Origin of the sequence: Nonomuraea candida (assembly GCF_000725485.1) — a bacterium.
In the GTDB taxonomy this organism is placed as follows: Bacteria; Actinomycetota; Actinomycetes; order Streptosporangiales; family Streptosporangiaceae; genus Nonomuraea; species Nonomuraea candida.
In genome coordinates this window covers 675,990-696,551 of record NZ_KL647031.1, presented here as the reverse complement: position 1 = coordinate 696,551, position 20,562 = coordinate 675,990, and the positions used below count along the sequence as shown (strand labels likewise).

General features: G+C 74.1%; 16 protein-coding genes. 6 read left to right on the top strand and 10 right to left on the bottom strand.

The genetic code is table 11. From position 1 onward, the window contains the following. Nucleotides 1-44 precede the first annotated feature (44 nt). The 5 genes from IO39_RS47040 (at nt 45) to IO39_RS47020 (ending at nt 7,797) form a co-directional block, all read left to right on the top strand. Nucleotides 45-3,206 (top strand): NACHT domain-containing protein, encoded by a 3,162-nt coding sequence (locus tag IO39_RS47040; RefSeq protein WP_052424259.1) that lies wholly within the window; start codon nt 45-47, stop codon nt 3,204-3,206. Nucleotides 3,207-3,276: 70 nt separating this feature from the next. After that, a complete protein-coding gene (locus tag IO39_RS47035) occupies nt 3,277-3,483 on the top strand; it encodes an XdhC family protein (protein ID WP_245642673.1) in 207 nt (68 codons plus the stop codon). A 98-nt stretch (nt 3,484-3,581) separates the two neighbouring features. Then, a complete protein-coding gene (locus IO39_RS47030) occupies nt 3,582-4,373 on the top strand; it encodes an IclR family transcriptional regulator (protein ID WP_052424258.1) in 792 nt (263 codons plus the stop codon). A 138-nt stretch (nt 4,374-4,511) separates the two neighbouring features. Next, nucleotides 4,512-5,666, top strand: coding sequence for a cytochrome P450 (locus IO39_RS47025; RefSeq protein ID WP_043639425.1), 1,155 nt, complete (start codon nt 4,512-4,514; stop codon nt 5,664-5,666). Nucleotides 5,667-5,838: 172 nt separating this feature from the next. After that, the gene (locus IO39_RS47020; RefSeq protein WP_052424257.1) at nt 5,839-7,797 is read left to right on the top strand and encodes a serine/threonine-protein kinase; all 1,959 of its coding nucleotides are present in this window, start codon (nt 5,839-5,841) and stop codon (nt 7,795-7,797) included. Between the two features lie 138 nt (nt 7,798-7,935). Here IO39_RS47020 and IO39_RS47015 read toward each other — a convergent pair whose 3' ends face one another. The 6 genes from IO39_RS47015 to IO39_RS46990 all read right to left on the bottom strand — a co-directional run bounded on the left by IO39_RS47015 (nt 7,936) and on the right by IO39_RS46990 (nt 13,907). Next, nucleotides 7,936-8,841, bottom strand: coding sequence for a D-isomer specific 2-hydroxyacid dehydrogenase family protein (locus IO39_RS47015; RefSeq protein WP_043639422.1), 906 nt, complete (start codon nt 8,839-8,841; stop codon nt 7,936-7,938). A 164-nt stretch (nt 8,842-9,005) separates the two neighbouring features. Continuing rightward, a complete protein-coding gene (locus IO39_RS47010; protein ID WP_043639419.1) occupies nt 9,006-9,761 on the bottom strand; it encodes a FadR/GntR family transcriptional regulator in 756 nt (251 codons plus the stop codon). Nucleotides 9,762-9,783: 22 nt separating this feature from the next. Further along, nucleotides 9,784-10,404, bottom strand: coding sequence for a bifunctional 4-hydroxy-2-oxoglutarate aldolase/2-dehydro-3-deoxy-phosphogluconate aldolase (locus tag IO39_RS47005; protein ID WP_043639417.1), 621 nt, complete (start codon nt 10,402-10,404; stop codon nt 9,784-9,786). Between the two features lie 94 nt (nt 10,405-10,498). Next, nucleotides 10,499-11,386: a carbohydrate kinase family protein gene (locus IO39_RS47000; protein ID WP_043639414.1), complete on the bottom strand. Its 888-nt coding sequence runs from the start codon at nt 11,384-11,386 to the stop codon at nt 10,499-10,501. Continuing rightward, nucleotides 11,383-12,408 (bottom strand): LacI family DNA-binding transcriptional regulator, encoded by a 1,026-nt coding sequence (locus IO39_RS46995; protein WP_043639411.1) that lies wholly within the window; start codon nt 12,406-12,408, stop codon nt 11,383-11,385. Before IO39_RS46995 ends, IO39_RS47000 begins: the two co-directional genes overlap by 4 nt. Further along, nucleotides 12,405-13,907 carry a glycoside hydrolase family 13 protein gene (locus tag IO39_RS46990; RefSeq protein ID WP_052424256.1) on the bottom strand — a complete coding sequence of 501 codons (1,503 nt, stop codon included), beginning with the start codon at nt 13,905-13,907 and terminating at the stop codon, nt 12,405-12,407. The genes IO39_RS46995 and IO39_RS46990 overlap by 4 nt, the downstream gene beginning before the upstream one ends. Nucleotides 13,908-14,147: 240 nt before the next feature. On the opposite strand from IO39_RS46990, the gene IO39_RS46985 reads away from it, so the two are divergent. Further along, nucleotides 14,148-15,443, top strand: a complete 1,296-nt coding sequence (locus IO39_RS46985) for an ABC transporter ATP-binding protein (protein ID WP_043639408.1) — start codon at nt 14,148-14,150, stop codon at nt 15,441-15,443. A 41-nt stretch (nt 15,444-15,484) separates the two neighbouring features. Here IO39_RS46985 and IO39_RS46980 read toward each other — a convergent pair whose 3' ends face one another. From IO39_RS46980 to IO39_RS46965, 4 genes are all read right to left on the bottom strand, one after another. Further along, nucleotides 15,485-16,129, bottom strand: a complete 645-nt coding sequence (locus tag IO39_RS46980) for a Uma2 family endonuclease (RefSeq protein ID WP_169789244.1) — start codon at nt 16,127-16,129, stop codon at nt 15,485-15,487. 124 nt (nt 16,130-16,253) lie between these two features. Then, nucleotides 16,254-17,450, bottom strand: coding sequence for a CysS/YqeB C-terminal domain-containing protein (locus IO39_RS46975; protein WP_043639404.1), 1,197 nt, complete (start codon nt 17,448-17,450; stop codon nt 16,254-16,256). A 427-nt stretch (nt 17,451-17,877) separates the two neighbouring features. After that, nucleotides 17,878-19,272, bottom strand: coding sequence for an acyltransferase family protein (locus IO39_RS46970; protein WP_245642649.1), 1,395 nt, complete (start codon nt 19,270-19,272; stop codon nt 17,878-17,880). A 79-nt stretch (nt 19,273-19,351) separates the two neighbouring features. Beyond that, nucleotides 19,352-20,356 carry a cation diffusion facilitator family transporter gene (locus IO39_RS46965; protein WP_052424288.1) on the bottom strand — a complete coding sequence of 335 codons (1,005 nt, stop codon included), beginning with the start codon at nt 20,354-20,356 and terminating at the stop codon, nt 19,352-19,354. Nucleotides 20,357-20,562: the final 206 nt, after the last annotated feature.

Genomic DNA, 20,562 nt, shown 5'->3' with positions numbered 1-20,562 from the left:
GCGGCCCGGCCGAGCGGGCGGCGGCCCGGAGGAATAATGGTGCGGTGGCCCTGGAGACCGCAGCGCTGAAGGTGGGCACGGCCGTGGGCGAGCGTGCCATGCGCACCTGGCTCACCGCCCGTTCGACCGGCGAGAGCAGCCGCCTGCCGCTCGTCGAGCTGATGCGGGCCCGCTTTCCCGATCATCTGGTGCGCCGCAAGGCCCAGCGGCAGATCGAGGACATCGCCGACGCGGTGACGGCGCGGGTGCTGAAGCTGTGCGGGCACGAGTTCCCCGGGCTCGGCGACGACGACCGGCTGGTCGTGCTCGCCGAGATCCGGGACACGCTGGCGCGGGCCGATCTGTCCGACCGCGCCCTGCTGGCCGCCGACGCCGACCCGGTGCGCCTCGCCCGGGACCTGCGCGCCTCGTTACCCGCGCCGAAGGACCTCGGCGAGGCCCAGGCCCGGCTCTACGACGTCGTGCTGGACGAGTGCTGCGACTGCCTGGTCAGGCTCGTCAGGCACCTGCCCGAGTTCCAGCCCCGCGCCGCTGCCGAGACCCTCGCGCGCCTGTCGGGCCTCGGCGAGCAGCTCGCGGCCATGCTGGCCCGGCTCCCGGCGCGCACCCTGGAGGCCCCCGACGGCACCGGCCACGACGCCGAGTTCCGCCGCCGCTACCTGGACCACGTCTCCCGCACCCTCGACACCCTGGAGCTGCTGGGCGTGCGGGTGGAGCGGTTCCGGCCGCGCACCTCGCTCAGCGTCGCCTACGTCAGCCTGTCCGTCACCGCCACCCCCGCCAGGACCGCGGCGCACGTCCCGTGGCACGAGAGCCCCGACGAGCCCGCGACCATGCGGGCGGAGAGCGCGCTCGGCCGGGGACGCCGGATGTTGCTGCGGGGCGAGGCCGGCGGCGGCAAGAGCACGCTGCTGCGCCGGCTGGCCGTCATGGCCGCGCGCGGCGAGTTCGAGGGCGACCTGAGCGGGTGGAACGGTTGCGTGCCGTTCCTGGTGAAGCTGCGCAGCCACGCCGATCGCGAGCTGCCCAGGCCCGAGCGGCTGCTCGACCTGACCGCCGGCCCGCTGGCCGGGCTAATGCCCGCCGGGTGGGCGCACCGGCAGCTCGCGTCGGGGCGCGCGCTGCTGCTGATCGACGGCGTGGACGAGCTGACCGGCAACCAGCGCAGGGCGATCAGGCCGTGGCTACGCGGGCTGCTCGCCGAGTTCCCCCGGATCCGGGTCGTCGTCACCAGCCGCCCGTCCGCCGCCTCCGCGTCGTGGCTGGACGAGGAGGGCTTCACGCCGGCGTACCTGGAGCGGATGACCCCGGCCGACACCCGTGCCCTGGTAGAGCACTGGCACGAGGCGATCAGGGGCGCCGGCGACCTGCCGTGCCCGCCGGAGCACCTGCCGGTCGTCCAGGCGCGGCTGCTGTCGCACCTGGAGAGCGCGCCCCACCTGCGCGCGCTGGCGGCCACGCCGCTGCTCGCCTCCATGCTCTGCGCGCTCAACCTCGACCGCGCCTCCCAGCTCCCGCCCGACCGCATGGGCCTGTACGCGGCGGCGCTGGAGATGCTGCTGGAGCGCAGGGACGCCGAGCGGGTCGTCCCCAGCTACGGCGAGGTGCCACTGAACCGGCCGCAGAAGATCCAGGTGCTGCAGGAGCTGGCCTGGCAGCTCTCGGTCACCAACCGGGTCGAGCTGGCCAGGCCGGCGGCGCTGGCCTGGGTGAACCGGGCGGTCGCGGCCATGCCCCGGGTGCGCGCGACAGGCGAGCAGGTGCTCGGCTACCTGCTGGAGCGCAGCGGCGTGATCCGCGAGCCGGTGCCGGGGCGCATCGACTTCGTGCACCGCACCGTGCAGGAGTACCTGACCGCGCGGGCCGCCGCCGAGGTGGGGGACATCGAGCCGCTGGTGTCGAATGCGCACCGCGACCAGTGGCGCGAAGTCGTGATCATGGCGGCGGGCCACGCGAACGGGCCGCTGCGGGAGGAGCTGCTCGGCGGGCTGCTGGCCCGGATCGCCGCCGAGCCCCGGCACGCCCGGCGGCTCAAGATCGTGCTCTGCGGCTGCCTGGAGACGCTGCCCTCGGTGCCCGAGCGGTTACGCGAGGCGGTGGACGGCTGCCTCGGCGACCTCATCCCGCCCCGCGATCTGGCCGCGGCGCGGTCGCTGGCGCTGGCCGGGCAGGTCGTGCTCGACCGGCTGCCGAAGGATCTCCGCGGGCTCTCCCCCGCCGTCGCGCGGGCCTGCGTGAGAACGGCCCGGCTGATCAACGGGCCGGAGGCCCTCGACCTGCTGGCCCGCTACGCCTCGTGTGAGGGGATGGGGTACGAGCTGGTGGAGGGATGGCGCTACTTCGAGCCGAGGGTCTACGCGGAGCGGGTGCTGGGCGCCATGGCGGAACCGCCGTCGCTGCTCCGGGTGCGGACGGCGGGCCAGCTCGACGCCGTACGCGTGCTGCCGCCGCAGCGGTACATCGTCCTCCACGTCTCCGCGGCGCATGACCTGACCCCCCTGCTCGCCCATCGGGAGTCGCTCAAGGAGCTCGTGCTGACCTTCGTGCCGGCCGGGGCCGACCTCGGCGTCGTGAGCCGGCTCGGCGCGCTGGAGGGCCTCACGGTGATCGGCGCAGAGGCGATCGGCTTCCTGGCCGGGATGCGGAGCCTCACCAGCGTGGCGCTCGCCGACGTGCCGCGGATCTCCGACTTCACGGTCCTCGGCGACCTTCCCGGGCTGCGGACGCTGGCCATCACCGACGCCCCCGCCCTGACCGCGTGGGAGTGCCTGCCGCCGCTGGATGGTCTGGAGTCGCTGACGCTGACCGGCACCCCGCTGGCCGCCTCGGCCGGCGAGATCGTCCGCCGCGGGCCGGGCCTGCGCGACCTCGACCTCGGGGGATGTGACGACGTGGAAGAGCTGGACGCGCTCGCCCGGCTGGACCTGACGCGGCTCGCGCTGTGGGACGTCCCCGGGCTGGAGGACCTCTCCCCGCTCTCGCGCTGCCACGCGCTCGGCTCGCTGCACCTCGGCGGGACCGCGGTGCGGGACCTCTCGCCGCTGGCGGACCTGCCCTCCCTCGGCCAGCTCTGGTTGACTGACTACGTTCCCGGGCTGGATCTCGCGCCGCTGGCCGGCAACACCCGCCTGGAGGTGCATCTCATGTCCGGGCAGGAGGTGAGCAACGGTCACCTGTTCGGCCGGCGGCTCCGCCGCCACAAGTGATCAGCTCCAGATCGACACGTGCACCGGCGGGCGGAAGCGGCTGCGGGGGATGCCGTCGTCCGGGGTGCGCATGATCTGGGTGGCCGCCGGGGTGGTGAGGAAGTCGAGGAAGGTGCCGCACGTCCGGCTGATCGCCAGCCGCAGGCGCGGCGCGGCGGTGCTGGCGCGGGTGGCGGGCGGGGAACGGGTTCATGTCCCGGCGGGTCTGGACATAGGGGCCAGAACGCCTGGTGAGGTGGCGGTCTCCGTGTACGCGGAGATCATCCGTCTGCGCTGAGCGGGTATTCAGCGCGCGGCAGCCGGGGTAGGCCAGGAAATGTCCAACCACAGCCCCGGGAAGCCCCTTCCGCTATCCGGAGAGCGAAAGGGATATCGATGCCGACGGAAACGGCCGGTCAAGCACAGGCGGTCACGGACGAGCGCCCCGCGTCCCAGCCCGGCAGCCTGGAGAGGGGGATCGACATCCTGCTCGCGCTCAGCGCCGCCTCCCGTCCCGTCACGCTGTCGCAGCTGTGCAGGAGCACGGGCCTGCCCAAGTCGACCGCCCACCGGATCCTTGGCGTGTTGTGCTCGCGCGAGCTGGCCCGGCGGGTGGGCAACGCGTACCTGCCGGGTGAGCTGCTGGAGTCGATGACGGGCATCACCCGCGCCCGCGTGCCCGGCACCCGCAAGGCGGTGCTGCCGTACCTGCTCTACCTGTACGAGGCCACCCGGCAGACGGTGAACCTGGCCGTGCCGTCGGGCCTGGAGGTCCGCTACGTCGAGCGCCTGTACGGCCACAACCGGGTCGCCTCGCGCTCCGACGGCCTCGACCGGGCGCCGCTGCACTGCACGGCGACCGGCAAGGCGCTGCTGGCCTTCGACCCGAAGCTGCGCCAGGAGCTGCTGGCGCGCGGCGCGTTCGAGCGGATGACGCGCCGCACGATCACCGGCCTGGCGGGGCTGGAGCGGGAGCTGGCCCAGGTCCGCAGGCACGGCATCGCCTACTCCCAGGAGGAATATACCGAGGGCGTGGCCTGCGTGGCCGCCCCGGTGTTCGGGCCCGGCGGCCGGATCTGCATGTCGCTCGGCGTGGCCGCGCCCGCCCATCTGGCGCCGCTGGGCAGGCTGAGCATCTCCGTACGCGGCGCCGCGCAGGCCATCTCCGCCGTCCTCCTCGGCTCGTGACGCGTTCCGGTCACCGGAACATCGACGGATCTTGAGTCCGGAAGTGTTCCGGTGACCGAAACCCCGCATTGCGAGCGCGACCCCCGGGACGATCACATCGTGACATGAACGTCCCACCCGGATCGCGGGAGCCCGCCCGTGCCTAGGGGCCTGCCCAGGGCCGGCCTGCTGGAGAGCCTGCGCCTGGCGCCGGCCCTCGTGCCGCCGGGCACGCCGCACGTGACCCCGGGCCGCGACGTGCTGCGCTCCCGCGCGCTGCTGGCCTCCCTGGAGGCCCGCTACGGCGGCCGGCCCGTGCTCGTCCGCGTCCCGCGCGGACGGGCCCTGCTGGTCCTGTCCAAGCGCGACGCCGTGCGCGTGCTGGCCGAGGACGACGACGCCTACGCCCCCGCCGTCGAGGAGCGCCCGTTCGGCCTGCCCACCAACGTGCTGCGGCCCCGCTTCATCGAGGTCGCCAGGGAGGAGGCCGGCGCGCTGACCAGCGGCGTCGTGGACCACGCCCGGCTCGCCGCCTGCTGGGAGCGGGTGGCCAGGCGCTGCGTCTACGGCGACGGCGCGGCCGGCGACCAGGAGCTGACCCGGCTGCTGACCGGCATGACCCGGGCGGGCCGGTGGCGGGCCAGGGGCAGGGCGGGCCGGCGCCAGGAGATCCTCGCGGGCCGCTACGACACCCGCATCATCGACCACCTGCGCCGCGCCGAGCCGGGCAGCCTGGCCGGGCTGATCGCCGAGACCCCCGAGACGGACGCGCGGGCGCTGATGCAGGCCGCGTTCTGGCTGATGGGGCTGGGCTCGATCTCCTCGGGGCTGACCCAGACGCTGGCGCTCCTGGCCGCCCATCCCGGCCACCGCAAGACGGCCCGCAAGGACCCCGACCACCTGCGCGCCTGCCTGCGCGAGGGGCTGCGCCTGTGGCCGCCGGTGCCGGCGCTGTCCCGGGTCACCACCACCGAGACCGAGTGGTACGGCACCACCCTGCCCGCCGGCACCACCGTGCTCATCCCGGTCTCGGCCCACCAGCGCGGCCCGCGCCTGCCGTACGCCAACACGTTCGCGCCCGAGATCTGGCTCGACGGCACCGCCGCCGACGAGTGGTGGGCGATGCCGGGCTGCGACGGCGTGCACCTGACGCTCGCGGTCGGCACCGCCTTCCTCGGCGCCGTGCTGCGCGTGGCCCGCCCCAAGCCGATCGGCCGCCTGCTGTCGCCGCACCGCCCGCTGCCCCACTCCATCGACGTGACGCGCCTGCGGGTGACGATGCGCCCCGTGCGCCGCGATCCCCCCGAGCGCTGACGCCAGGCCCCGCGCTGCGGGCTACTGGCCACCGGGCAGCCCCTGTCTCCGTTAGAGTCTGGGGTACAAACGGGATGCCGGGCGGCGGAACGGTTCGGGGGTCAGAGGAACGAACCGGCGGGAGGAACGGTTCGGGTTGAGACGGGATGACGACGGCGAGAGGACGGCGACGTTGGGGCGCTCCGGAGGCACTCCTCTGCAGCCGGATGACCCGCCGGCGATCGGCCCCTACGAGCTGATCAGCCGTCTCGGCTCCGGCGGCATGGGCGTGGTCTACCTCGCCACGACCGCCGACGGCCCGCGGGTGGCGCTCAAGGCGATCCGGCGCGACTACACCGCCGACCCCGTCTACCGGGCGCGGTTCCACGAAGAGGTGTCCAACGCGCGCAAGGTGGCCTCGTTCTGCACCGCCCGGGTGCTCGACCACGGCGAGGACAACGGGGTGCTCTACCTCGTCACCGAGTACATCGACGGCATCTCCCTGGAGGACCACCTCATCGAGCACGGCGCGCTGTCGCCGTCGGTGCTGCACGCCGCCGCCGTGGGCGTGGCCGCCGCGCTGACCGCGATCCACGCCGCGGGGCTGGTCCACCGCGACCTCAAGCCGGCCAACGTGATGCTGACGCTCGCGGGGCCGCGGGTGATCGACTTCGGGCTGGCCCGCTCGACGCACGTGCACTCCCGGCACACCAACGCCGGCATGGTGATGGGCACCCCCGGCTGGATCGCTCCCGAACAGGTCTTCGAAGGCGTCTCCAGCCCGGCGGGCGACGTGTTCGCGTGGGGGTCGCTGATCGCGTACGCGGGGCTGGGCGGGCATCCGTTCGGCGAGGGCGACGCCTACGTGATGGCGGCCAGGGCCCGGCAGGCGCCGCCCGACCTGCGCGGGCTGCCCGCGCCGCTCGACCGGCTGGTGGCCGCCGCCATCCATCCCGACCCCGCGCGGCGGCCGGCCGCGCGGCAGCTCCTGCTGGAGCTGGTGGAGGCGGCCGACGAGCCGGCGGCGCAGCTCGCCGCCACCAGGCACCTGACCAGCGCGTGGAACCCGTCGGAGTTCGGCCCGCTGATGCCGCCCCCGATGCCGCCCGACCGCCCTGGCCACGCACCGCAGCCGGACCGCCCTGGCCACGCACCGCGGCCGCCGCGCGGGCCTCAGCCGCCGCCCGCCGAGCGCACCGGCCCCGGTGGCTTCCGCATGCCCCAGCAGCCCTCCCCCGCCGAACGCACCGGCCCGGGCGGCCACCGCATGCCGCCCCAGCCGCCGGTCGAGCGTGCCGGGCGCCCGGCGGGCCCGTCGCAGGTGCCCCCGTCCGAGCGCACCGGCCCGACACCGGGCGCGGGCCGCCCGCCCCAGCCGCCGCCCGCCGAACGCACGGGGCCGACCCCGGGGCCGGCCCGTCGCGGGCCGCAGCCCGGGCCCGCCGAGCGGAGCGGGAATCGGATGCCGCACCAGCCGCCGCCCGCGGAGCGCACCGGGCCGGTGGGGGCGCGCATGCAGCCGCCGCCGGTCGAGCGCACCGGGCCGGTGCCGGGGGCCGGACGCGTGCCGCCGCCGCACCAGAGCGGGCAGCTGCCGCTCCCGCACCAGACGGGGCAGGGGCCGCTGCCGCATCACGCGACCACCGGGCAGGGCCCGCTGCCCGGCTACCGGCCGGCGAGGCCGAAGCGGGGCGTGCTGACGGGCTGCCTGACCGTGCTGGTCATCGCGGTCGTGGTGATGGTCGTGCTCATCGCCGTGCTGGCGTGGGTCTTCCGCTCCCCCGCCGCGGGCGCGGACGGGGCCGCGACGGACGGCAAGCTGCGCTTCGCCGTGACGAGCACGAAGTGCCCCAAGCCCGCCAAGGGCGCGACGAAGCGTACGTGCCGGATCGGCGTGGAGGTCAGCAACATCGGCCCGGAGGCCAGGGTGCTCTACCCCGGCCAGCAGAAGCTGATCGACGAGGACGACGAGCCGCACGGCGGCACCAGGCTGCTCGACCGGGGCGGCAAGGAGATCACGCCGATCCGCATCGAGGCGGGCCGGTCGTTCACCGGGGCGCTGGTGTTCGAGCTGCCGAAGAACCTCGAACCGGCGGGGCTCGAGGTGCACGACTCGGGCCTGAGCGCCGGCGCCCGGATCACCCTGGACTGAACGGAGGCGCCGCCCGGCATCGGGCCGGCGCCGGATCAGCAGGAGACCCCTGCCGGCGTCAGCCGGGACAGACGCCCGCACCGGGATCAGCCCGGACAGGACACCGCCACCGGGATCAGCTCAGGTGGACGCTCGCCGTCAGAAGCCCTGTTTCGGGGAGACCACGCCCTCCAGCGGGGCGCCCTCGGCGAAGCGGCGCACGTTCGAGGTGACGCGCTCGGCCAGCCCGCGCCAGTAGGCGGGGCGGGGGTTGGCGCAGTGGGGGGTGATGAGCACGTTGTCCAGCTCCCAGAGCGGGTGGCCGTCCGGCAGCGGCTCGGGATCGGTCACGTCGAGCGCCGCCCCGCCGATGCGGCCCGCGCGCAGCGCCTCCACCAGGTCGCCGGTGACGACGAGGCCGCCTCTGGCGACGTTCACCAGCCAGGCGTCGTCCCGCATGAGCCCGAACTCGTGCGCCCCGAACATCCCCCTGGTGCCCGGCGTGGCGGGGGCCGAGACGACCACGTAGTCCGCGCCGGGCAGCGCCTCGCGGTAGCGGGCGCGCGGCAGGACCTCGGCGGCGCCGGCCACCGCGCCGCTGTCGCTGACCGCCACCACCCGGCAGCCGAACGGCTCCAGCAGCGCGATCAGGGCCCGCCCGATGCCGCCGCAGCCGACGATCGCGACCGTCGAGCCGGCCAGTTCCCTGGAGGTGTTGGGCCCCCACGACCTCGCCCTGGCCAGCCGGTGCAGCCCGCGGGCGGCGGCCAGCATCATGGCCAGCGCGTGCTCGGCCACGGGGCGGCCGTAGGAGCCGGTGGCGGCGGTGAAGACGGGGTGGTCGGTGATGACGCCGGCGTCGGCCCACCGCTCGACGCCCGCGTGCGGGAGCTGCACCCAGCGGATGCCCTCGTGGATCAGCGAGCGCATCTCGTCGGGGTCGTCGTTGCCGTAGTAGACGATCGCCTCGGCCTCCGCCAGCGGCACGACGCGGCCGCCCGCACGGCGTACGGCGTCGATGAGCGCGGGCACGGGTTCGGGGCCGACGTGGACGGCGACGGTCATCGGGCAGCCTCCCGGGCGTAGCACATTGATCCCGAGTGAGCATATATCGCGCTTGATGTCCGAATGGCACCGGCGCCTTTGTCATGCGACTGCGTTGAACGAGCGTCCGGGCCCTGCCCGACGCCGGAATCATGCGGCGCGGGGCGACGCGCCGGACCTCTGCGTCACGTGACGAGGGGGCAGGCGCCGGATCGCAGGATGTGCTCGACCTCGGCGCGGGCCGCCGCGACGATCGAGCCGGCCGCCCGGGCCGCGTCCTCGCCCCGGCCCGCGGCCACCGCCTCGGCCACGTCGAGGTGGCGGCGGGCGGCGGGGCCGTCCAGGCGTTCCGGCATGAGCAGCAGGTCGCGCCGGGAGCGCAGCAGCTCCTCCGTCGCCTCGGCGAGCTGGGCGAACATGCCGTTGCCCGACGCGGCGAGCAGCACCCGGTGGGAGGCGGTGTCGGCGGCCACGAAGCCTTCGCCGTCACCGTCCCGCGCGGCGGCGGTCAGGGCGTGCGCGTGGGCGACGAGCTGCCGCCGCGCCTCGGGCGGGGCGTGCGCGGCGGCCAGCGCCGCGGCGGCGGGCAGCGCCGCGGCGGCGGGCAGCGCCGCGGCGGCGGGCTCGACGGCGGCCCGCAGCTCGGCCAGCTCGCGCGACTGCGCCTCGCGCCCCGGCGAGGCCAGCCGCCAGCGGATCACCTGGCGGTCGTAGAGGTTCCAGGCGCTCATCGGGCGCACGGTGACGCCGACGCGCGGGCGGCTGGCGACCAGCCGCTTGGCCTCCAGCACGCGTACGGCCTCGCGGGCGACCGTACGGGAGACGCCGAAGCGCTCCTGGACGTCCTCCAGCCGCAGCACCTCGCCCGCGCCCGGCTCCCCCGCCGCCAGCGCCCGGCCGAGCCCGTCGACCACCTGCCCGTGCAGGCCGTGCAGCTTCACGCCGTGGCTCCCTGACGCGACATCAGCGGGCCCCGGCGAGCCGGGCGAGCAGGGTGGTGACGCGCTCCCCCGCCGCCCGCGCGCCGCCCGAGGTCAGGGCGGAGCCCATGCCGCAGGCCACGGCGCCGGCCGCGATCCAGTCGGGCGCGTTCTCCAGGGTCACCCCGCCGGTGGGGATCGCGGGAGCCTGGGGCAGCGCCGCGCGTACGTCCCGCAGCCAGGACGGCGACATGGCGGAGGCGGGGAAGAGCTTCACGGCGTCGGCCCCCTCCTCCAGCGCCCGCACGATCTCCGTCGGGGTCGCCACGCCGGGGAAGACGGGCACGCCGTGGCGGTGCCCGGCGCGGATCACCTCGGCGCTCAGGCTGGGCGAGACCAGGAAGCGCGCCCCGGCCTCGACGGCGGCGCGGGCGGCGGCGGCGTCGAGCACGGTGCCGGCGCCGACCAGGGCGCCGGGGCGCGTCTCGGTGAGCCGGGCGACGGCGGTCAGCGCCCGGGGCGTGGTGAGCGCGACCTCCACGGCGCGCAGCCCGGCGTCCAGCACGGCCTCGGCGGCGGCGACGGCCTCCTGCGGCCCCGCGCTCCTGACGATGCCGAACACCCGCTGCTCGGTGACGGCCCGGACGATCTCCCAGCGGTACATGCCCGCTCGTCCCCTTCCCGTGGACGTTGGGCTAATAAGTACTATTAAATCACCATTGATCGGGGCGGCCGGGCGGCGCGGAGCCGCGGCGGTGTCAGCCGGCCGGCGCCTGTGCCCTGGCCAGCAGCGCCGGCTCGCCGATCGGGGACTCGTGGGTGCCCGCCACCGTGCACGCGTGCGCGCCCGCGATCGCCCCGAGCCGTACGCGCTCCTCCAGCGGCCTGCCACGCAGCAGCGCGTACAGGAACCCGGAGACGAACGCGTCGCCCGCCCCGTTGGTGTCGGCCACCGGCCCCGGCAGCGGCGCGGCGGGGAAGGCGCGCACCTCGCCCGCGGCCTCGCGGGTCAGCACGAGGCAGCCGTCGGCGCCCCGCGTGCACACCACCGTGTGGGCGCGCCCGCGCGCGATGATCGCGCGCATCACCCCGGCCGGGTCGGCCAGCGCGGCGGCCGAGAGGAAGACCAGGTCGGCGCGGTAGGCGAAGTCCTCGTGGTAGGCGTTGACGCCGTCCCAGTCGTGCAGGTCGGTGGAGACGGGCACGCCGCCGAGGCCGGCGAAGACGTCGCGGCAGCGGTCGGTGATCGACACGTGGACGTGGCGGGCGCGCACGTCGGAGTAGAGCTCGCGGGGCAGGCGCTCGCCGGGCGTGGCCTTCGGGTCGTGCAGCGAGGTGCGCCGCCCGGCCGGGTCGACCAGCAGCACGCTGCGCGTGGTGCCCGCCGCGGCGCGGCCGAAGCGGCACTCGACCTCGCGCAGCGCGTGGCGGACCAGCGCGCCCTGCGGGTCGTCGCCGATGAGGTCGGCGAAGGCGACGCGGAGCCCGAGCGCGTGGCAGCCGAGCGCCACGCCGGAGCCGGTGTTGCCGATCCGGTCGACGACCGGCGGCACGTGGTAGGTGTCGCGGTACGGCAGGGGCAGCTCGGGCACGTAGACCGTCGAGTCGACCCCGGAGCCGCCGAGGACCAGGAGGTCGCGCGTCATCGGTTGACCAGCGGCCCCGAGCCGGTGGAGCCGCGCACGACCAGCTCCGGCTGGAAGATCAGCTCGACGTGCTTGCCCGGCGCGCCGTTGACCTCTTCGAGCAGGGTCTGCACGGCCGCCGAGGCCATCGCGCCGATCGGCTTGCGCACGGTGGTCAGCGGCGGGTCGGTGAACGCGATCAGCGGCGAGTCGTCGAACCCGACCACGGACACCTCTCCCGGGACCGACAGGCCCTGCTGCCGGCAGGCCCGGATCGCGCCCAGCGCCATCAGGTCGCTCGCGCACACGATGCCGGTGCAGCCGCGGGCCAGCAGTTGCGCGGCGGCGGCCTGCCCGCCCTCGACGGAGAACAGGGAGTGGGAGATCAGCTCCTCGACGTCCTCGACGCCGAGAAGCTGGGCCATGGCCTGTTTGTACCCCTCGATCTTCCTGATCACCGGCACGAACCTGCGCGGCCCCAGCGCGATCCCGATGCGCTCGTGGCCGAGGTCGACCAGGTGCTGCACCGACAGCCGGGCGGCCATGCGGTCGTCGGGCGAGATGAAGGGCGCGTCGATGTGCTCGCTGTAGCCGTCGACCAGCACGATCGGCAGCCCGCGGTCGGTCAGGCGGGTGTAGCGGTCCATCCGCGCGGTGGTGTCGGCGTGCAGGCCGGAGACGAACACGATGCCGCTGACGCCGCGGTCGACCAGCAGCTCGGTGAACTCGTCCTCCGGCGCGCCGCCGGGGAGCTGGGTGCACAGCACGGGGGTGTAGCCGTGCTGGGTCAGCGCCTTCTCGATGGCCTGGGCGAAGGCGGGGAAGATCGGGTTGTCGAGCTCCGGCGTCACCAGGCCGATCAGCCCGTTGCTGCGTTGCCGCAGGCGGGGCGGGCGCTCGTAGCCCATGAGGTCGAGCGCGGCCATGACCGCCTGGCGGGTGGCGGCCGAGACCCCGGGCTTGCCGTTGAGCACGCGGCTGACGGTGGCCTCGCTCACCCCGGCCTGGGCGGCGATGTCGGCTAGGCGAGCGTGACCGTTCATGGCAGACACTTTACTTTCCACCAGGCCGCCGAATCCGCTGCTCCGGGGACATCGGAGGTGATCAGGAGCTCGCCTTCGACGCCGAAGTCCACGGAGGTTCCGGTGAGGTTGACGGTGCAGACGAACGCGCCCCTGGAGAAGACGAGCGTGCCCTCGGGCGAGTCGTGCCAGACCAGCCTCTCCGGGTCGGCGCCGGGGTCGGCGGCCAGTTCGGCGTGCAGGGCGCGGCGCAGGCGCAGGGCCCGCCGGTACAGCTCCAGCGTCGAGCCCGGCACGCCCTGCTGGGCCTGCACGCTCAGCTCGGCCCACGCGGCGGGGATCGGCAGCCACGGGTCGTCCCAGCCGCCGTCGCGGGTCCAGGGCATCGGCACCCGGCAGCCGTCGCGGCCGCTGTCGGGGTCGCGCAGCCGCTGCGGGTCCTGGCACAGCTCTTCCGGCAGGTCGAGCACCTCGGGCAGGCCCAGCTCCTCGCCGTTGTAGAGGTAGGCGGAGCCGGGCAGGGCGAGGGTGAGCAGGGCGGCGGCGCGGGCCCTGGCGGTGCTGCCGTAGCGGGTGACGTGCCGCTTGACGTCGTGGTTCGACAGCACCCAGGTGGTCGGCGCGCCCACGGAGGAGGCCGTGGCCAGCGAGGAGTCGATGACGGCGCGCAGCTCGGCGGCGTCCCACGGCGCGAACAGGTAGTGGAAGTTGAAGGCCTGGTGCAGCTCGTCGGGGCGGACGTACATCGCCAGCCGCTCCGGCGTGGGCGCCCACGCCTCGGCCACGCCGATCCGCTCGCCGGGGTAGGAGTCGAGCACGCGCCGCCAGGCGCGGTGGATCTCGTGCACGCCGTCGTTGTCGAAGAACGGCACCGGCTCGCGGCCGACCATCCTGGCCTGGTTGCCGCGGCCGATGTCGGGCAGGCCGGCCGGCTTGACCATGCCGTGCGCCACGTCCACGCGGAAGCCGTCCACGCCCAGGTCGAGCCAGAAGCGCAGGATCGACTCGAACTCGCCGCGCACCTCGTCGTTCTCCCAGTTGAGGTCCGGCTGGGACGGGTCGAACAGGTGCAGGTACCACTGCCCGTCCTCGACCTGGGTCCAGGCGGGGCCGCCGAAGATGGACTCCCAGTCGTTGGGCCGGTCGCGGAAGATGTAGCGGTCGCGCCGCTCGCCGCGCAGCGCCTGGCGGAACCAGGGGTGGGCGGAGGAGGTGTGGTTCGGCACCACGTCCACGATGACGCGCAGGCCGTGGCCGTGCGCCTCGTCGATCAGCGCCTTGGCGTCCGCCAGCGTCCCGAACAGCGGGTCGACGTCCCTGTAGTCCGCCACGTCATAGCCGAAGTCGGCCATGGGAGAGGTGTAGAAGGGCGTCAGCCAGATGGCGTCCACGCCCAGCTCCGCCAGGTACGGCAGGCGATCGCGAACGCCGATCAGGTCGCCCACGCCGTCGCCGTTGCCGTCAGCGAAGCTGCGCACGTAGACCTGGTAGATCGCGGCGTTCCGCCACCAAGCGGTCATGTCTCCCCCGAAGTCCTCTCCCGAACGTCCCGACCATGAAAGCTCTTTCCGTAAGTTTACGCAAGCCCTTCCATGCGTCACAGATTGGGAAATCTCGGCGTACGGATGCCCAAAACACCCGTCCGAAACCCCCCGGCTGGAGATTCTTTATGTCAAGGGTGGACATGTAGCGTTAAGGCGCGATGTACTACCTCTTCAATCAGCCTCGTCACAGGTGACACGCGCGCAAGGTGTGGGCCCATGAGCTCGGTCGTTCTCGACAAAGTGACCAAGGTGTATCCGGGCGACTACCTCGCAGTCGACCGGCTGAGCCTCCAGGCGGAAGAAGGGGAGTTCCTCGTCCTTTTAGGCCCCTCGGGGTGCGGGAAATCCACGCTGCTCCGGATGATCGCGGGCCTGGAGGAGATCACCGAAGGGGACCTCTGGCTGGACGGCGAGCTGGCCAACCACCTGGCCCCCCGTGACCGCGACGTCGCCATGGTCTTCCAGAACGGCGCGCTCTACCCGCACCGGACGGTCCGCGGAAACATCGCCTTCCCCCTGGAGATCGCCAAGGCCGACCCGGCGATGGTGCGCGAGCGGGTCACCGAGCTGTCCAAGGCGCTGCACATCGACGAGACCCTGGAGCGCCGCCCCGGCACGCTCTCCGGCGGGCAGCGGCAGCGGGTGGCGATGGGGCGGGCGATCGTCCGCCAGCCCAAGCTCTTCCTCATGGACGAGCCGCTGTCGAACCTCGACGCCGGCATGCGCACCGAGCTGCGCATGGAGATCTCCGCGCTGGTCAGGTCGCTCGGCGTCACCACGATCTACGTCACGCACGACCAGGTCGAGGCCCTGACCCTGGCCGACCGCATCGCGATCCTGAATCGCGGGGTCCTCCAGGACGTCGGCACTCCGGCCCAGATTTACAACGATCCAGCGACGGCCTTCGTGGCGGCTTTTCTCAACTCCCAGCAGTTGAACCTGCTGACGGCGGGTGTCAGGACCCCGCAGAACCAATATGTGATGCTCGACTTCGGCCCGCACCGGCTCACGATGCCCTGGAGCGATCCCAGGGCGTACGCCATCTCCCAGCACACCGGCGGGCAGGTGCTGGTGGGCATGCGTCCCGACGGGCTGGCGCCGGTGCCGGAGTCGTACGAGGGGCCGTCCTTCTACGGGCGGGTGCGGGCGCTGGAGTATCACGGACACGAGTGGCTGGCGTACCTGGAGTGCGGCATGCCGGCCGTGCCGGTGCCCGAGCCGCCGGACCCGCGCGGGCGCGGCGGCCGGCTCAACGGCGGCAGGAACGGCGCGGGCCGGCTGACGGCGCTGGCGCGGCGGCTGTTCTCCCGGGCCGACGAGGTGGACCCGGTCGAGCAGGAGCAGGCGGGCCAGCACGCGAACAGCGGCATCCACCGCCGCTCGGACCTGATCGTCCGGCTGGGCAACCGCCCCATCTGGCGCACGGGCGACGCCGCCAAGGTCGCGGTGGACCTCTCGCGCATCATGATCTTCACCCTGGACGGCGCCCGCATCGACCCCCCGCGCCGCTGAACCCCCTCCCCCGCCGAACGCCCATCGGCAGGGGGGAACATCTATCGGCGCGGGCCGGTGAGCGTGGCGGGGTCGAAGGTGACCGGGAAGGGCATGCCGATCGTCACCGTGTCACCGGCCTTCGCCTCGGCGACCAGCTCGTAACCCTGGCTCCCGAGGCCGAACACCTCGACCCGCGGCGCGCCGTCGCCCCGCAGCTCGACCCTGACGAAGCACGGGATGCCCCCGGCGGCGTATTTGGGCGGCTTGACGATGTAGTCGCGCCAGTGGCCGCTCTTGCCCGGGCTGACGATCTCGACGACGCAGACGACGTCGCCGGAGGAGAGCGTGACGGCTCCGGGCATCGCCGCGGCATGCCCCACCACGATGTCCGGTATCAGGCCGTCGCCACAGACTTCGAGATTGCCGGTCTCCACCACCTCGTAGTCCTGAGGGCAGGCGTCGTCGATGATACGGAGCAGGCGCTTGGCGGCGATCGCGTGATCGTAGCCAGGCATGGGACTCACCAGAAAACTCCCGTCGATCAACTCGATCCGCTCCCCGGCTTCGGGCAGCTTGAGCCAGTCCTCGACGGTGTAGTTGCCCAGGGCGCGCGGCACGGAGAAGAGCCTGACGCGACCCGGCGGCGGATGAGCTTCCAGCCAGCCTTCATCCGGCAGAGCAGTCATCGCCTCATCGCCTTCCATGAACGAGAGTCTCGCACGCACGCTCAGCAGAGGCCAAGCGTGCATGTACGAGCACGTCGAGTGACGAGATCACCTTACCGTTACTTGACCAACACGATACGTCATCATGCCATTCTTCTCCGGGTCAGGAGGGGTGGGACCAGCGGGGGCCGGTGGGGGTGTCCTCGATGGTGATGCCGCCTCTGGTCAGCGCGGCGCGCAGCGCGTCGGCCACGTCGTACGCGCCCTTGTCCCGCAGCTCGGCCCGCAGCTCCAGCAGGGACTCCGCCAGGGCGGGCAGCGCCCGGGCGCGCTGGTGGGCCGTGGCCGCCAGGTCGCCCAGGCGGCCCACCAGCAGCCGCATCAGCTCCCTGGCCTGCTCCACCCCGCCCGCGTCCTCCTCCGTGTCGGCCGCCCACTTGACGATCTCCGCCTCCAGGTCGAGCACGGCCTGCGCGGCCGCCACCGGGTCGGAGCGGTCGGCGGCGGCCTTGAACCGCTCCTCGCACGAGCGGATCGACTCCTCCAGCGTCGCCTCGGCGGGCGCCTGCGCCGCGGATGAGGGGGCGGGAGGGGGCGGGGCGGTCGTGCCGGCGCGGCCCTCGGCCAGGTGGCGCAGCTCGGCGAGGGTGGTGCTGGTGCCCGCGGGCAGGACGGCGAGCGAGCCGGGCCGCCGCACGGTCAGGCCGCCCCGGCCCGCCACGCGTACCGACTCGTCGTCGAGGCCGATGAGCAGCGCCGTGTGCTCGTCGAGCCCGAGGACCGCGGTGCCGGGCGGCAGCTCGCGCTCCATGCGCGAGAGCCGGCGCTCGCCGAGGTAGCAGTAGCGCGTGTCGTGGGTGCCGCCCTCGGCGTTGTCGAAGTGCGGGATCAGCACCGCCTGCAGCCCCAGCGGCTCCAGCAGGTCGATGCCCTCGCGCCAGTGCGGCTCCGCGCCCACCTTGTAGATCTCGTACACCGGTACGGTGGCCAGCCCCGCCGTGCAGGCCGCCGCCGAGGCCAGCACGGTCACGCCCTCCCTGGCCCTGATCCTGGCCCGCAGGTCGCCGGCCAGGCCGGAGCCGGCCCACCGGTCCAGCGCGTACGTGGGGCTGCCCGGCCCGGAGAACACCCAGTCCGCGCCCGTGATCGCCGACCCCACCTCGACGTCCAGGCCGACGCTGCGGGCGAAGTACCGGCAGGCGCGGGCGGAGATGTCGGCGCGGTTCTCCTGGAAGGCGTAGGGCGTGTCGAGCAGCACGGCCCGCGCCCCCGGCCGCAGTGTCCGCGCCACGGCGCGATGGACCTCGACCATGGTCGGGCTCGTCTCGCCAGAACCCATCAGCACCAGCAGACCGGGCATGGATGTCGACCCTCTCTCTCGCACGCCATCGACTACAACCCGGCCCACCGTGAAGTTTCAAGAGCGGGACTCGAATGCCCAGGGTGTGTACCTGCACATGATTGGCAGTAAGTTGGTGGTGGTGACGGGAAGACACGTGGTCTCGGTTGAGACGCTCATGCTACGGGTGGGGACCGGCGGTCGCTGGTCGTACCGGCATGCCATGACCCAGCCGCTCCATGGGGAGAGCCCCGACGAGACGGCCCGCAGGCTCAGCGGCGTGGCGGCCGGCGACCCCGGCACCGTCGTGCACTCCACGAGCTGGCGTCACGAGCCGGATGAGGGGATCGTGCTGACCTATGCGGTCTGCCCCGATCCCGAGCCCTGGCTGCCGGCGGTCGAGGTGCCGGTGCTGGAGATCGCCCGCGGCGCGGCGCCCGCGACGCCGTCACCCGAGCGGGTCGATCTGGCGCACGTGGTCGCGCACGCGGTCAGGCACCTGGCCTTCCTGCTGGCCGAGGACCCGGTGGTCGCGCGGGTCCTGAGGCGTGACCCGCGCCTGGCCGCCGCCCTCGGCCCCGCCCTGCCCGGCGCCCTGGCCGGCGCGGCTCGCGCCTGACACACCGCGGGCCTCGGCCCCGCTCCGGCCGGCGCGGCTCCGGCGTGACAGGCGGCGTGACAGACGGCGGCCCAGCGCCTGCATGGGACGCTCCACGTAGCGGTAGGTCAGCGCGCTGACGCCGACGACCGCGGCCACGGCCAGCGCCGCCATGCCGAGCTGCTGCGCCAGACCGGCCCGGCGCAGGTCCCCGCTGATCTCCACGAAGTACTTCAGCAGCGGATGGTGCACCAGGTAGAGCGAGTAGCTGATCAGCCCGAACCACACGAGCGGCCGGGGCAGCCGCCGCCCGCGCAGCGCCATCCCGCCCGCGAACGTGGCCGCGGCCAGCACGATCGTGGTGATCCACACGTCGGCCCGCACCCACCACCAGCCGCTCGTGACGGCCCACACGGGCGCGATCGCGACCAGCGCCGCGGTGACCGCCACCGGCCACAGCCCGCCCGTGCCGCGCTCCCACCGGTAGACGGCCGTGCCCGCGAACATCACCGCCAGCACCGCGACGCCCAGCCACGGCACCCGGCTGCTCGTCACCAGCAGCACCACGGCCATGAGGCCGAGCGCGCAGGCCGCCGCCGTGCGGAACCTGCCCAGCAGCACGCCCGCCAGGCCGGCGACGAACACCGCGCACGACACGTACGCGGGCCACCCGCCGCCCAGCACCGCCCCCGACGCGACCAGCCCGACCACCACGGCCCCCGCCGCGAACACCATCGACCACAGCCCGCTGCGGCCGTGCCCCCTGGTCAGGAAGAGCGCGGTGACCACCAGGTAGAACACCATCTCGTACGACAGCGTCCACATCGTGTCGGCCACCCCGCCGACGCTGACGACGTCGAGCAGCATGGTCGCGTGCGCCGCCACCGCGCTGCCGTCGCGCGGCACCGCCTCGCGCACCGGCACCCACCACGCCAGGCCCAGCACGAGCGCGATGATGGCCAGGTAGAGCGGGTAGAGGCGGAAGAAGCGGCTGATCCAGAAGGCGCGCACGTCGCCGTGCCGCTCCAGCGAGGCCGGAATGATGTAGCCGCTGACCAGGAAGAACACCAGGATGCCGTAGACGCCCAGGCTGAACCAGTAGGGCCGCAGCCCGGGGACGAACCAGGGCAGGAGGTGCTCGGCGACCACGGCCAGCGCGCCGATGCCACGCAGCGCGTCGAGCCACGCGAGCCTGGCGGCCGGGGCGGCCGGAGAACTGGCGGCGGGCAGGGCGGCGGCGGACACTCGCCACAACCTACCCGTTCCCGGAGGAGTGATGCCAAGGGTCTCCCGAGGCCCCCATCCGCCCGTGGGCGCGCCGAGATCAGGGACGCCAGGTGGCCGGCGTCCGGCTCTGGGGGCGGTGGGTGGTCAGGGAGGCGTGGTGGTCGGCGCCGTCCGGGCCGTCCGGGTCGGTGTGCACGGTGGCGGCCCGCAGGCGCGGCAGCTCGTGGATGAGCCGGTGCTCGGCCTCGACCGCCACCCTGTGCGCCGCCACGACCGACATGTCGTGATCGACGAGGATCTCCACCTCGGCGTGCAGCGCGTGCCCGATCCAGCGCAGCCGTACGGACTCCACCCGCCGCACCCCCCCGACCGTGGCCAGGACGCGCTCGGCGGCGTCCACCAGGGACGGGTCCACGGCGTCCATGAGCCGGTGGTAGATCTCGCGGGCCGCGTCGCGCAGCACGAAGCAGATGGCGACCGTGATCAGCAGGCCCACGACGGGGTCGGCCAGGGGGATGCCGAGCGCGGCGCCGCCCGCGCCCAGCAGGACGGCCAGCGAGGTGAAGCCGTCGGTCCTGGCGTGCAGGCCGTCGGCCACCAGGGCGGCCGAGCCGATCTCCCTGCCCACCCTGATGCGGTAGCGGGCCACCCACTCGTTCCCGGCGAACCCGGCCAGCGCCGCCCCGGCCACCCAGCCGACGGCCCTGATCTCCTGGGGGTCCAGCAGGCGCGTGACGGCCTCGTACCCGGCCAGGGCGGCCGAGGCGGCGATGAGCGCGACGATGACGATGCCCGCCAGGTCCTCCGCGCGGCCGTACCCGTAGGTGTAGCGCCGGTTGGCCGCGCGGCGGCCGAGCGAGAACGCGATCGCCAGCGGTACGGCGGTCAGCGCGTCGGCCAGGTTGTGCAGCGTGTCGCCGAGCAGCGCGACCGAGCCCGAGGCCACGACGATGACGGCCTGGACGGCGGCGGTGAGCATGAGGACGGCGAACGAGACGGCCAGCACGCGCATGCCCCGGTCGCTGCCCTCCAGGGCGCTGTCGGTCTTGTCGGCGGTGTCGTGGCCGTGCGGCGCGACGGCGTGCCCGACCCGGGCCAGCACCACCCCGATCCCCCACCGCGACGAACGCCCGCCCCCTTCGCCGTGCCCATGCCCGGCAGCGTGCCCGTGCCCGGCGCCACGACCGTCACCGCGATCATGCCCATGACCGTGCCCATGCTCGTCAGCGTGCCCCTGACCGTGGCCGTCGCCATGGTCGTGCTGGTCGGACATGGCATCCCTCGCTTGCGCAGCTCATCCCTTCTTAT